General features: G+C 69.9%; 10 protein-coding genes. 5 read left to right on the top strand and 5 right to left on the bottom strand.

The window, feature by feature from the left end; genetic code table 11:
- Positions 1-62 precede the first annotated feature (62 nt).
- A complete protein-coding gene (locus AC060L_RS17795) occupies positions 63-965 on the top strand; it encodes an HhH-GPD family protein (RefSeq protein ID WP_483799756.1) in 903 nt (300 codons plus the stop codon).
- A 100-nt stretch (positions 966-1,065) separates the two neighbouring features.
- Here the strand turns inward: AC060L_RS17795 and AC060L_RS17790 are convergent, their stop codons facing one another.
- On the bottom strand, positions 1,066-2,655 hold the full coding sequence (locus AC060L_RS17790) for an MDR family MFS transporter (protein ID WP_483799755.1): 1,590 nt from the start codon (positions 2,653-2,655) through the stop codon (positions 1,066-1,068).
- 245 nt (positions 2,656-2,900) lie between these two features.
- On the opposite strand from AC060L_RS17790, the gene AC060L_RS17785 reads away from it, so the two are divergent.
- The gene (locus AC060L_RS17785; protein ID WP_483799754.1) at positions 2,901-3,533 is read left to right on the top strand and encodes a TetR/AcrR family transcriptional regulator; all 633 of its coding nucleotides are present in this window, start codon (positions 2,901-2,903) and stop codon (positions 3,531-3,533) included.
- A gap of 42 nt (positions 3,534-3,575) precedes the next feature.
- Here the strand turns inward: AC060L_RS17785 and AC060L_RS17780 are convergent, their stop codons facing one another.
- Positions 3,576-4,481, bottom strand: coding sequence for a M23 family metallopeptidase (locus tag AC060L_RS17780; RefSeq protein ID WP_483799753.1), 906 nt, complete (start codon positions 4,479-4,481; stop codon positions 3,576-3,578).
- A 431-nt stretch (positions 4,482-4,912) separates the two neighbouring features.
- Here AC060L_RS17780 and AC060L_RS17775 point away from each other — a divergent pair, with 431 nt between their 5' ends.
- The 3 genes from AC060L_RS17775 (at position 4,913) to AC060L_RS17765 (ending at position 9,564) form a co-directional block, all read left to right on the top strand.
- Positions 4,913-6,184, top strand: coding sequence for a threonine aldolase family protein (locus tag AC060L_RS17775; protein ID WP_483799752.1), 1,272 nt, complete (start codon positions 4,913-4,915; stop codon positions 6,182-6,184).
- A 75-nt stretch (positions 6,185-6,259) separates the two neighbouring features.
- Entirely contained in the window at positions 6,260-6,586 is a 327-nt protein-coding gene (locus AC060L_RS17770; protein WP_483799751.1) for a trypco2 family protein, read from the top strand.
- A 53-nt stretch (positions 6,587-6,639) separates the two neighbouring features.
- Entirely contained in the window at positions 6,640-9,564 is a 2,925-nt protein-coding gene (locus tag AC060L_RS17765) for an NACHT domain-containing protein (protein WP_483799750.1), read from the top strand.
- On the opposite strand, the gene AC060L_RS17760 is transcribed toward AC060L_RS17765, so the two are convergent.
- The 3 genes from AC060L_RS17760 to AC060L_RS17750 form a co-directional block, all read right to left on the bottom strand.
- Positions 9,547-10,461 (bottom strand): hypothetical protein, encoded by a 915-nt coding sequence (locus AC060L_RS17760; RefSeq protein WP_483799749.1) that lies wholly within the window; start codon positions 10,459-10,461, stop codon positions 9,547-9,549. The genes AC060L_RS17765 and AC060L_RS17760 overlap by 18 nt on opposite strands.
- A gap of 120 nt (positions 10,462-10,581) precedes the next feature.
- Positions 10,582-10,815: a hypothetical protein gene (locus AC060L_RS17755; protein ID WP_483799748.1), complete on the bottom strand. Its 234-nt coding sequence runs from the start codon at positions 10,813-10,815 to the stop codon at positions 10,582-10,584.
- 682 nt (positions 10,816-11,497) lie between these two features.
- The gene (locus AC060L_RS17750; protein WP_483799747.1) at positions 11,498-13,234 is read right to left on the bottom strand and encodes an IS1634 family transposase; all 1,737 of its coding nucleotides are present in this window, start codon (positions 13,232-13,234) and stop codon (positions 11,498-11,500) included.
- Positions 13,235-13,392 lie beyond the last annotated feature (158 nt).

Genomic DNA, 13,392 nt, shown 5'->3' with positions numbered 1-13,392 from the left:
GCCGAGCACGCCTGCCGACTGCCCGTCGCCCGGGCCCCGACTGTGCGAGGATCGGAGACGCTATGCCGACGACAACCGCATCCCCGCGCACCCCAGCCCCGTTGCTGCACGCCCTCGTCCTGGACTGGTACCGGGAGAACGCCCGCGACCTGCCCTGGCGCACGCCGCAGGCCTCGCCGTGGGCCGTCATGGTGAGCGAGTTCATGCTCCAGCAGACCCCGGTCAAGCGGGTGCTGCCCGCCTACGCGGCCTGGCTGGAGCGCTGGCCCACCCCGGCCGCGCTGGCCGCCGACGCCCCGGGCGAAGCGGTCCGGATGTGGGGCCGGCTCGGCTACCCGCGCCGCGCGCTGCGGCTGCACGCCGCCGCCACCGCGATCACCGAGCAGCACGGCGGCGCCGTCCCGGACGACCACGCCGAACTGCTCGCGCTGCCCGGTGTCGGTGAGTACACCGCCGCCGCCGTCGCCTCCTTCGCGTTCCGGCAGCGGCATGCGGTGCTGGACACCAACGTCCGCCGGGTGCTCGCCCGCGCGGTGACCGGCGTCGAGTACCCGGCCACCGCGACCACCGCCGCCGAGCGCCGTACGGCCGTCGAGCTGCTCCCGGAGGACACCGCGACCGCCGCCGAGTGGGCGGTGGCCGTCATGGAGCTCGGCGCGCTGGTCTGCACCGCCCGCAGCCCCGAGTGCGGTGGCTGCCCGCTGCGTCGCCAGTGCGCCTGGCAGGCGGCCGGCTGCCCGCCGTACCAGGGCCCGGCCCGGCGCGGCCAGAGCTACGAGGGGACCGACCGCCAGGTCCGCGGCAAGCTGCTCGCGGTGCTGCGCGAGGCGCACGGCGAGGTCCCGCAGCACCGGCTGGACGCCGTCTGGCCGGAGCCGATCCAGCGGGCCCGGGCGCTGGACGGGCTGGTCAGCGACGGGCTGGTGGAGCCGCTCGCCGCGGGGATGTACCGACTGCCGGTCTGACGTCGACAGACGCGAAGAGGCGCCGCCGTCCCGGGATCCCTCCGGGACGGCGGCGCCTCTTCAGCTTCGGCGCCAGGCGCCAGGCGCTAGGGCAGGCGGGTCAGTGCGCCATCTCCAGCGAGGGCTCGGCCTGCTTGCCGGCCCCGCGCAGCGGGGTGCCCTTGAGGAAGAGCGCGGCGATGATCGCGATCACGCTGATCGCGGCGGCCCACAGGAAGACCGAGTGGATGCCGTTGGAGACCGCGTGGTGGAACGCGTCCTGGACCGGCGCCGGGAACGTGCGCAGCTTGGTCGGCGTCATCTGGTCGGCGCTGCCACCCGCTGCGCTGTGGCCGAGCCGCTCGGTGAGCGTCGAGCTGAGCCGGTGCGTGTAGATCGAACCGAACAGCGCGACACCGAACGAGCCGCCGATGGTCCGGAACAGCGTCGCCGTCGAGCTGGCCACGCCCATGTCCTTGAGGCCGACGCTGTTCTGCGCGACCAGCATGGTGATCTGCATCAGGAAGCCCATGCCCGCACCGAGGACGGCCATGAAGAGCCCGGAGGTGAAGCGGGTGGTGCCGACGCCCATGCCCGAGAGCAGCACCGCGCCGCCGCCCATCACGATGGTGCCGATGATCGGGAAGATCCGGTACTTGCCGGTCTTCGTGACGACCTGGCCGACCACCAGCGAGACCACCAGCATGCCGAGCATCATCGGCATCAGCAGCAGGCCGGAGTTGGTGGCCGACGCGCCCTGGACGATCTGCTGGTACTGCGGCAGGAAGGTGACGCCGCCGAACATCTGGAAGCCGACGATGAAGCCGACGATCGAGACGACGGTGAAGTCGCGGTTGCGGAACAGGCTCAGCGGCAGCATCGGCTCCTGGACCCGCGCCTCCACGTAGCAGAAGCCGATCAGCGAGGCGGCGGCCAGCACGATCAGGCCGATGATGTGCTTGGAGCCCCACGCGTACTGCGTGCCGCCCCAGGTCGTGATGAGCACCAGCGAGGTGATGCCGATGGTCAGCAGCGCGGCGCCGAGGTAGTCGACCTTCGCGTCCGAGCGGACCTTCGGCAGGTGCAGCGTGACCATGACGACGGCAAGTGCGACCAGGCCCAGCGGCAGGTTGATGTAGAAGATCCAGTGCCAGCTGAAGTGGTCGGTGATGAACCCGCCGAGCAGCGGGCCACCGATCGTGGCGAGCGCCATCACGGCTGCGAACATGCCCTGGTACTTGCCGCGCTCACGCGGCGAGACCAGTGCGCCCATGATCGACATCACGCCGACCATCAGACCGCCGGCGCCCAGACCCTGGAGCGCGCGGAAGGCGATCATCTCGTTCATGTTCTGCGACAGGCCGGCCAGGGCCGAGCCGATCAGGAAGATCACGATCGAGGTGAGGAAGGTGCCCTTGCGGCCGTAGAGGTCACCCAGCTTGCCCCAGATCGGGGTGGCTGCCGCGGTGGCCAGGGTGTACGACGTGACCACCCAGGAGAGGTGGTTCGCCCCGTGCAGATCGCCCACGATGGTGGGCATAGCCGTACCGACGATCAGGTTGTCGAGCATCGCCAGCATCATCGTGATGACCAGTCCGACCATCACCAGTCGGATCTCACGCGCGGACCGTACCGGACGTTGCTCGCCGGCCGCCCCCTCGACGGCTCCCGGCGGGGTGTCCGCCGTCGCCTCGACCTGCTGTTGTGCCATGGTGACTCTCCCGGAAAACGCTTCTGGTCCGCGGCTCGCGGCGCCTGCTGGATCGACCTTACTTGCCGACCGGCTAGTTATTGCTTCGTTGGCACGGTAAGGTCTGCATAAGGCGGGCGTCAAGCCAGATTCGGTCGCACGTCCAGTCGGCAGCGAGAATGTGCAACGTGACCGTTGATCAGGAGTGATCCACGCGGTCGGGACCGCTTAACCGAACAGCAGCTACCTAGGCAGGCCACGAAGCCATGAGTACGACGCAGAGCCCCCGCAGCGACACCCGGGCGCGCATCATCGCGGTCGCGCTCGAGCTCTTCTCCGAGCAGGGGTACGAGAAGACCTCGCTGCGCGAGATCGCCGACCGGCTGGGCGTCACCAAGGCCGCGCTGTACTACCACTTCAAGACGAAGGACGACATCGTCCACGGCATCGTCGAGACGATGGCCGCGCCGATCGACGAGACCATCGTCTGGGGCGAGCAGCAGAGCTGGTCGCCCGAGGTGCGCGACGAGCTGATCCGCCGGTTCGCGGCCGGCATGGCCGAACGCGCGCCGCTGCTCCGCTTCTTCCACGAGAACCAGCCCGCGCTGCGTGAGTCGGCGGCCGGGCTGGAGTTCAAGAACCGCATGATCAAGATGGTCCGGCTGGTGCACGGCCCCGGTGCCGCGTTCGACGACCGGCTGCGCGCGACCATGGCGCTCTTCTCGGTGAACTCGGCGTTCTTCCTGCTCAAGCACGACGAGGGCGAGCACGGCGTGGACGGGTGCGAGGACTCGGCGGACGGCGGCGGGGCGACGCTGGAGGAGGCGATGACCGCCGCGCTCGGCGTCGCGCTGGAGATCGCCACCCGGATCGAGCCGCGGCAGCCGGCCGTCCACTGACCGCCGTCATCCACTGATCGCAGGCTTCCCCGGCCGTCCGGCTCAGAAGTTCCCGGCGCCGTGCGCGGCCAGGTAGCCGATCGGGTCCACCACCGCGCCGTAGCTGTTGCTGGTGCGGATCTCGAAGTGCAGGTGCGGCCCGGTGCTGTTGCCGGTGGTGCCGGAGAGGCCGAGTGGCTGACCGGCGGTCACCTGGTCCCCCTCGCTGACGTCGAGCCGCGACATGTGCGCGTACAGCGCGAAGTGGCCGTCGGGTAGCCCGAGCACGATGGCGTTGCCGTACGCGCCCTGCCAGTCGGCCGAGACGACGGTGGCGTTGCCGACGGCGAGCAGCGGGGTGCCCGAGTTCACCGCGAAGTCCACGCCGGTGTGGTAGCCGGCGGCGTACTGCGAGTCCGGCACGCCGAACGGGCTGGTGATCGGCGCGCCGGGCGCGGGGGCCGACCAGGCGGGCTTCGGCGCGGGTGCCGGCGGCGGCGGCGGCGCCTGGACGGGCGCGCCGGGGGCCCCGGGCGCGGCCGGGGGAGCGCTCGGCGTCAGGTTGCCGGCCAGCGCGACGGCCTGCTGCGAGGCGTCCGCGCCGCCGGGCAGCCGGTACGGCACGGGCTGCGCGAGCTGCACCAGGTTGTCCACCGGCAGCGCGCCGTGCGCCGTGGTGAACGCCGACTTGCCCGGGGTGGTCGGGTGCACGGTCTGCGCGACGGCGCTGCCGGGCGCGGCCGCCAGCATGATCCCGAGCAGCAGCCCGCCCGCCCCGGCGGACACCGTGGCCTTGCGGCGGTGCGGGCCGCGGAAGACGGCGTACGGGTCCACCCGCGGCGTGCCGGCGTGCAACTGGGCGTGCCGAGCGCGCCCGGCGCGCAGGACGGGCACGCCGGCGGCAGGCTCGGGATTGCCGTCGCTATCGGTCTCGGCATCGGTATCGGTATCGGAGGGATGGGCGGACATCGGCGATCGACCTCGCAGCGGTTGGGGGCAGCTTCGGGGCAGTTCTGCGCAGCCGGGAGCGGTCGTGCGAGGGGCACCTGGCTGGGGGACCATCCAGGTGTAACCGTCGGTCAGGTGGTACCGAAATCCGATGAGCTACTACGGCGTGTAGTGCGGCGGGCCCGTTATTTTCAGGCGATCGGCGTATTGATCAGCTCAACTGATCTTCAGTACGGCCTTCGGGGCCACTGAGCCCCCGCCGGTGCTCCCCTTGTCGCCGCTGCCGAGGCCCGTCCGTCCCTTGGGATCGGGCTACTACCGCCGCTCGTACCGGCCGGAAACGCTGTGATCAGTACCACCCTCCCCACACGTTTCGACGGCGTTCTCCCCGTCGTCGGCTTCCCGTCGCCGGAGCCATTCCCGGATCCGGTCGCCTGATGGACCATCGAGGGATGACCGCTGAGTCGAACGTCTCGAACGTCCAATCGGATCCGGTCGCCACCTCGTCCCCGCCCCTGTCCCCTTCCTCGTCGCCGCTGGCGCCGCTGGCACCGCCCGTCACCCCGGCGGCCGCGGGCACCCCGTCCACCGCGTACGTGCAACCCGCGGCAGCGGCCGACCGGCGCTTCCTGCTCTGGCGCGGCGCCCGCCGGATCCTCTCCGGCCCGCGCCCCGTCACGCTGCACGAGCGGCTCGCCGAGCTCGGCGCCGACGCCCGCACGGCGGTCGCCCCGCTGGAGCGTCCCGACTTCTACGGCGACGGCGTCGTCGCGGTCCTCGAACAGCGGGTCGCCGACCTGCTCGGCAAGCCCGCCGCGGCCTTCTTCCCGACCGGCACGATGGCGCAGCAGGTGGCGCTGCGCTGCTGGGCCCGGCGGCGCGGCGACCACGTGGTGGCCTCCCACCCGCTCGCGCACCTGGAGACCCACGAGCGACGGGCCTTCGACCGGCTGAGCGGCCTGCAGTCGGTCTGGCCCACCGTCGCCCGCCGGCTGCCGACCGCTGCCGAACTGCACGACTTCGACGAGCCGTTCGGCGTCCTCTTCCTCGAACTGCCACTGCGCTCGGCCGGGTTCGTCCTGCCCTCCTGGAGCGACCTGACCGCTGCCGTCGCCACGGCGAGGGAGAGCGGCGCCGCGGTGCACCTGGACGGCGCCCGGCTCTGGGAGTCGGCCGTCCACTACGGCCGCCCGCCGGCCGAGCTCGCCGCACTGGGCGACTCGGTCTACGTCTCGTTCTACAAGGCGCTCGGCGGCCTGAGCGGCGCCGCGCTGGCCGGGCCGGCCGACCTGATCGGCGAGGCCCGCGCCTGGCGGCACCGCTACGGCGGCCTGCTCTACCAGCAGTGGCCCGCCGTGCTCGCGGCGATCGGCGGCCTGGAGCGCGAACTGCCGCGCCTGCACCGTTACCTGGACCAGGCGAAGGTGCTCGCGGACGGCCTGCGCGAGGCCCTGCGTGCCGTCCCGGCCGGCCGGATCCACCCCGACCCGCCGCACACCCACCAGTTCCAGCTCTGGCTGCCGTACTCACCGGAGCAGCTCACCGAGGCGGGCCTGCGGTACGGGGAGGAGAGCGGCGACGCGCTCTTCGGCACCTGGTGGGAGAGCGCGGTGCCGGGGCTGTCGATGACCGAGGTGACCGCCGTGACGCCGTCGCTGGCGTGGACGGCGGCGGAGGTGGCGGACTCGGTCGGGGCGTTCCTGGAGTTGCTGGCCAAGGAGTAGAGGAGGGCGTAGAGGTGACTGCCCATCGGTAAAGTCAGCTCATCCGACCAAGCGTGACCCAGGGGGGTACGTACCGTGAACGACCGCTTCGAGGACGTCGAGCTGGCCGAGGCCGTCGAAGCCGTCCGCCGTCAGCTGGCAGCGGCCGCCGAACGCGCCGAGGGCGAACGGTTCCAGTTCGAGGTCGGCACGGTGCAGCTGGAGTTCGGCGTCGAGCTGCGCCGGGACGCGAAGGGTTCGGGTGGCGTCAAGGCCTGGGTGCTGTCGGCGGGCGCGGAGGCCTCGGCGGGGCGCACCAGGACGCACAAGGTGACCGTCAGCCTCACGCCGAAGGACATGGCCACCGGCGCCGACGTCCGGATCGGCAACCGCGACCTGGGCAGCAAGGACGGCTGGGAGTGAGGGCAGCGCCTTCCCGGGCGGCGGCGGTCCGGGGGACGCGGCAGGGGAGCGGGGTGCTGCTGACGGAACGGCTGGTGCTGACAGCGGGCCACGTGGTGGAGGAGGGGACTGCCGAAGTCGCCGTGCCCAGGTATAGCGGTTGGGTTCACTGCGATGTGGTGTGGCGGTCGGCGACGGCGGACGTCGCGCTGCTGCGGGCTGGTGTCCCGCTGACCGCGCCGATTCCACCGCTGTCCTGCGGCAGTACCGATGACCTGGTGGCCCCGCTGCCGCTCTGCCACCTCACCGGGTTCCCGCGAGCGGCCCGGGACGATGCCGGGCGACTGGACAGCCACCAGCTGCTCGCCACGCTGATGCCGGGCAGCGGCGCGGTCTCCGGGCGCCATCTGCTCACCCTCGACCACCCGCCGGCCACCGGTCCGTCGCCGTGGCTCGGGCTCTCCGGTGCGGGCGTGTTCTTCCGCGATCGCCTGCTCGGCATCGCTGTGGCGGACACGCGACCGGACACCTGGTCGCACACGCAACTCGCTTTTGAGCCCATAGTGCCGCTGCTCGATGAACTCCCGGAGGGCTTCTCCGTCTCCGTGGGTGGGATCTCTGCGCAGGAAGTCGAAGATGCCGACTTTGAGGTGCGCTACCGGGAGTGGGTTGCCACTGCCCACGGCAAGCTCCGGATCTTCGGCCTGGACCTCTCCCGCACGCACTCCCGCTTCACCAGCCTTGATACTGCCTACCTGAGCCTGGAAGCCGACGCCGACGGCCCGCACGGCGTGCGCCGTCAGGATCGGGTCGAGCAGATGCTGGCCGGTCGCGACCGGGTGCTGCTGCGCGGCCGGGCCGGGTCCGGCAAGAGCACACTGGTGCAGTGGCTCGCGGTGCACACCGACCGGGTGCCGTTCGTGCTGCGCCTGCGCTCGATGTACCGCAAGGGCACGCTGAGCCCCGGTCCGGACGCGTTCCTTGAGCTCGAGGACTGCTGGCTCGCCGCCGAGCAGCCCACCGGCTGGGTCGGCCGGCTGCTCCGGGCCGGCCGCGCACTCATCCTGGTGGACGGCCTCGACGAGATCCCGGAGGCGGAACGCGAGGACGCCCGCGAGTGGCTCGGCAAGCTGCTGACGCACTACCCGCAGAACACCTGTCTCGCCACGGTCCGCCCATCCGCCGTGCCGACCGGATGGCTGGATGAGTACGGCTTCGATGAGCTCTCGCTCTGCCCGATGTCAGCCCCGGACCGCGAGCTGCTGGTCAGTCGTTGGCACGAGGCTGTCGTTGAGGAGGCGACGACCGACCAGGAAAGGCGCGAACTCCCTCAGCTCCGCGACCGGTTGCTCCGTACCCTGGCCAGCTCTTCTGAACTGTCCCAACTCGCCGACAGCCCACTGCTCTGCGCGATGCTCTGCGCGCTCAACCGCGAGTGGGACGGCGCGCTGCCGAAGCGCCGGATGGAGGTGTACGAGGCCGCGTTGAGCATGTTGCTGGTCCGCCGCGACCAGCAACGTGGCGTGGAGGCGGCCGTGGTGCTCGGAAAGGAGGAGCAACTGGCTGTCCTGCAAAGGATTGCGTACTGGCTTGTAGTCAACTCCCTAGTGGAGGGGGGAAAGAGCGACGCCGCGCACCAGATCAAGCGGTTGCTTCCCACGCTCTCCACCGAGGCCCAGGCGGTCAGTGCGGAACGAATCCTCGCGCAACTGATCGACCGCAGCGGCCTGCTCGCCGAGACCAGTACCGATGGCTTCGAGTTCGTGCACCGGACCTTCCAGGACTATTTGGCGGCCATGGAGTTCGCCGAGGAGCGCTCGTTCGGCCTGCTGGTCGGGCGGGCCACGGACGACCAGTGGTCCGAGGTCATCCGGCTCACCGTCGGCCATGCAAGCCCGGCCGATCGGGGTGCACTTCTCTCCCTCCTCCTGTCCTCCGAGCATGGCCAGAGTCGCGATGTCCGGATTCTCGCCGCGACCTGCCTGCCCTACGCCAAGCGCCTGCCCGAGGACGTTCGAGCCCGATTGTTGGCCACTACAAGGGATTTGGTGGTCGGAGAGCTCGGAGTTCTTACCAGTCGGCAACGGACGCGGCTGGCGGGCGCGGGGGACGAGATCGTGGCCTGGATTCCGGATGCGGTGTCGTTGCCCCACTACCCGTCGGCGGCGTTGTCCCTGCTCGCCGAGATCGGCAGCGACCTAGCCCTGCACTGCCTCGCCGACCTCGCCGCCCAGGTCGACCCGCGAGACCGCTCCAGGCTCTCCGACTTCTGGAGCCGGTTCGACTCCGAGTCCTTCGCTCGGCAGGTTCTTCAGCCGTTGGACCTCAGTGAGGCGGTGATCACCGTACGCAGCGAAGCGGCCCTCCTAATGGTCGCGACACTCGGACCGGTGCGGCGCCTGGTAATCAACGGAGTGCCTCGACTGAGCCCCAAGTCGCTGGAGGGTGTACGAGCCAGGGGGCTGAGCGTCTTCGGCGCTGCCGAGCTGACCGACCTGTCCGTACTGCTGGCACTACCGGAGCTCGACAATCTGGAACTCGTTGACTGCCGCGCACTCCTGGACCTGTCGGCGCTGAAAGGGCGCAAGATCGAGGCTCTGGCCCTCTACAGCATCCCGGGGGTGGCCACAGTTGAGCAACTTGCTTCCTTGGTAGGGGCATTGCCATGGCTACGCTTGCTGATGCTGGATGAGCCTTCGCTCTATTCACTCGGCTCGGAGGCTGTACTGCCGCCCCTGGAGATCCTTCAGGTGGGTATGGATGAGGGGGATCTGTCGGCCGCTGCGCTGTTCGCCGCTGTTTCGACGCTGGTCATTGAATTCTTCTGGGAACCGCTCGAGCCTGTTGATCTCTCAGGGTTCGCGGGCCTGTCCGGTCCGGCCATTGAGGTCGATCTGACCAAGACGAAGGAGCCCCGGATCAGCGACTACATCACCGGCTACCAGGACATCCCAAGCCACCGCCTCGCCATCCACACTTCCTCACCCCGGGAGGACTGACCCCTCCCGCATCGCCGCTCTCGCCATCGCCACCCCGCGCAGGTTCCGTGCCACGGCCGCCGCGTCCCGACTCGGCGTGCCTCCTGCGCCGCAGCCTCGGCAGGTCCCGGCGCTGCGCGTCGGTCGCCGGCAACTCACGCACTCGTGCAGCAGGTGGGTCGGCTCGGGAGCCAGCTCCTCCATCGGTGCCGGCATCTTGCGCTCCAGTCGGTCGCGGAGCAGCGCCATGGGGGAGAAGATCCGCCCGGACGGCAGCGTGTCCAGCAGCGCATGCCGCAGCCGGGCCTCGCTGCGGTCGGTGGCCAGCCACTGCGCCACCAAGGGTGCCAGTGCCGCAAGTTCGCGCACCCCGAGCGGCAAGCGGGTCTCGCGCGCCAGCAGGCGGCCCAACACCTTCGCCGCCACGGCTAGGGGCGATGAAGCATCAGGATCCGGATCAGCGTCAGCGGCGGGAGGGAGGGTCTTCCCCCTTCCTCTTTTCCCCGAAGGGGAAGTGCCGGCGCACCGACTCGCCGCTTGACCGACTGCCGGATTCTGGGCACTCGGCGGCGTGGCGTCGCCCGCCTCGCTCAACTTCCAGGCTTCGGCGATCTGTTCGGGCGTGGTCAGCGGCTCACTGCTGACCATCACCCGGGTGCTCCAGGTGCCTTTGGTCGGGTGCTGCCGCGACTTCGTGTGGAAGTAGCCCTCTTCGATCAGTTGCTCGCGCGCACGGGCGACGGCGCAGCGGCCCTCGGGCATCCGGGCGCCGATGGTGAGGATGGTGTCGTGGCTGCCGGGCGGCAGGGAGAGCGCCCACAGCAGCAGCGTCTTCGCCGTAGCCTTCAGCCTTGGGTGGCGAATGATGTCGTGGCTTGCCTGCAGGTAACGGGCAGGCGCGATAAAGTGACGGTGCATCGGAGGGTTTGCTCCTGTGCCGAGCCCCGGGGTGTTGGCGCACCGCCGGGGTATAACTTTTGCTTACGCGGCGGACGCTAGCACGCAGTGATCGTCTGATCACTGTCGGCTGTGGCATATTCACTCTTCCGAGTGGTGAGGTCCTGCCTCGGTCGCCCTGCCCGTGCAGGCCAGTTGTCCGGTGATTCGGTCATGGATCTGCCGCATCACCGCGAGCATCGCATCCAAGTTCGCCTCAGACGCGCCGTCCTGCGCCAGCTCGTCCAACAGCCGCCCGGCCGCCGCGAGGTCCAGATGCGCCGCCTCCAGGTCATAGGGCTCCGCCAGGCTCTCCCCGGGAATCGGCGCCGTCACGAGCTCTCCTCCTCGGGAGCCGGGCGAACGTCCCGGGGATGCCGCGTCCACTCCACGCCACCCCCGGGCCGCCGGAGGTAGACCCGACCCTGGTACACGTCACGCACGATGGCCCGCACCCCGGTCGGACCGTCGATCACCTCGGCACCGACTGCCGGCGCCGGCATCGCCGCGCTCACCGGAACTCGCTGACCGACGGGACCCACGGAAGGGCCGCGCGCCGTTCGCGGGATTGTTCCATCTCGAAGCAGAGGCACCGGGGTTCTGCGCAGGAGCAGTACACCCACACCCCGTTGTCAGCCTGCACATTGCCCGCGCACAGGTCGTGCCGGTCGCCGCCGCAGAAGCCGCTCACCATCACCGCAGGGACCGGCAGGAGCACGGGACGCGACTGCCGCGCGCTCACTGGCCGACCTCCGTGTACTCGGCTCGATCGGCTAGGGCATCCAGCGTGCGAACGTGTTCGATCACGGACGTCTTCTCCTGACTGAGTTCCTGTCAGTAGAAGCCTGCTGCTCGGGGGAGAGCCGAACTATCACAGCCCAGTGATATTCGATCGGCTACATGCCCCTGCGTTCCGCATAATTCGCGGCGCCTAGAGCATTGATTCGTGCTGTGGCCTGGGGAAATGCGGCTGGATACGCCGTGGGGGCGTGTCTCTAGGCGTGGGGGTTGTGGCTGGTCAGCGGGTTTCGGGGGTGAGTTCGACGATCTTCTTGGGTGCGGGGATGTCGAGCTTGCCCAGCAGGTCGCGCTGGGTGCGGGTGAGCTCGGTGAGCTGGCGGAAGGTGCCGGCGGGGCCGGTGAAGGTGCCCAGGTGGAGCCGGTCGAGTTCGCGGCGGATGGTGGGCCAGGTCGTCCCGGTGGTGGTCTCGGCGATGCGGATCAGCAGCAGGGCGAGCCAGCACAGGATGACGTGGGCGCGGATGCGTTCTTCGAGGCGGTGGTAGACCGGGCGGAGGTCGAGGATCTGCTTCATGTCCCGCCAGCCGCGCTCGACTTCGAGGAGTTGCTTGTAGCCCAGCGCGATGTCCTCGGCCGAGAGTTTCGGGTCGCTGCAGCGCAGGAGGTACTTGCCGTCGAGGTTCGCCTCGGCCTTGGCCTTGGTGGCGTCGATGCGGAGCTTGCCGGCCGGGGTGGTCCGCAGGTAGCGGTTCAGGCCGGGTTTGGCGGTGATCTTCCCGCGCAGTTCGCCGCGTTTGTAGTCCGACAGGGCGTCGCTGTCTTCGATCAGTTCGCTCAGCTGCGCGATCAGCTGGGTGCGGATCGCCGCGTCCCGGGTGGCGCCTTCGGGGTTGTGGCAGATCACGAAGCGTTCGGACTCGGAGACCTTCACCTCCTTGACACGCATGTTGTGCGCGATGTCCTGGTAGCGGCCCTGCCGCGAGAGTGCGGCCTTGATCTCGGGTGAGTTGGAGCGGAGTTTCTCGCCGATGATGTAGTGGTGGTCGCCGGAGCGGAGGTAGCGGCGGTTGGCCGCGGAGGCGAAGCCCCGGTCGGCGACCCACACGATCTTGGACAGGGTCCAGTCCCGCATCTCGTCCTTGACCTGGCGGATCAACGCGGAGTCGCCGGTGTTGCCCGGCCAGCACCACACCCGCACCGGGATCCCGTCACGGGTCACCGCCATCCCGATCACGATCTGCGGCAGGTCGTCGCGGGAGTCCTTCGACTTCCCCCAGGTCCGAAACCCGCGCATGCTCGCGCCGTCGCCGTCGCCGTCGCCGTCGCCGTCGCCGGTTTCGGGGAGGGGGACGCCGTGTTCGTCGCGGGCGACGGGCAGGTCGGCGTCCTCGAGTTCGAAGTAGGTGCTGGTGGTGTCGAAGAACAGCAGGTCGACTTCGAGGTTGAGCAGGTGGGCGGCGGAGTCGAAGACCTGCCGTTCCAGCTTCTCGCGTATCTGGTGAAGCCAGTCCATCGCCCGGTAGCAGGCGTCGTCGTCGATGCGGTCCAGGCTGTCGATGTGCACGTCGTGGTTGACCCACTCGGCGGCCGCCAGCTTCGAGGACGGGGCCAGCGCGCGGTTGGCGACCAGCGCGAACAGGGCACGTTCGGTGGCCTTGACGTTGCGTGGACGGCCCCGGCCACGGGTGCCCAACGCGGCCACGATGCCCGGGAGTTCCAGCCGGTGCCACAGCTGGTCCAGGAGATACGCGCCGCCGAAGGGACGGGACTCGACGAAGTCCAGCTCCGTGTTCGCCTCGGCGGTGGCCGCCAGCGCGGCAGCCGGATCGAGGAGCTTGGACAGCGAGCCGACCAGGCGGCGCACCGCGTCGGTGTCCAGCTGATCCTCACGGCCGAAGCCGTACAGCAGCTTCGGCACCGACCGCCCGGCCGCTGCGTCCCAGGTGTTGTGGGCCAGGTGCAGGTAGCGGACAGTACCGCTCTTGGTCTTCCGACTCGTCGTCTTCACATACATCGCTCTAGACCATACACGCCTGAGCCATGCAGTCAATGACTCTCAGATCGGATGCGTTTCTCTAGGAAGCTCCAGGCCGTGTGGCATCACCGGACCAGCTGACCAGGCACTTCACCACATCGGACCCTCTAGACCAGCCGAATTACGCGGAACGCAGG

This window comes from Kitasatospora sp. NEAU-69 (assembly GCF_057158765.1).
Note: the sequence above shows the minus strand (reverse complement) of the source record. Positions and strands in the feature narration are given on the sequence as shown.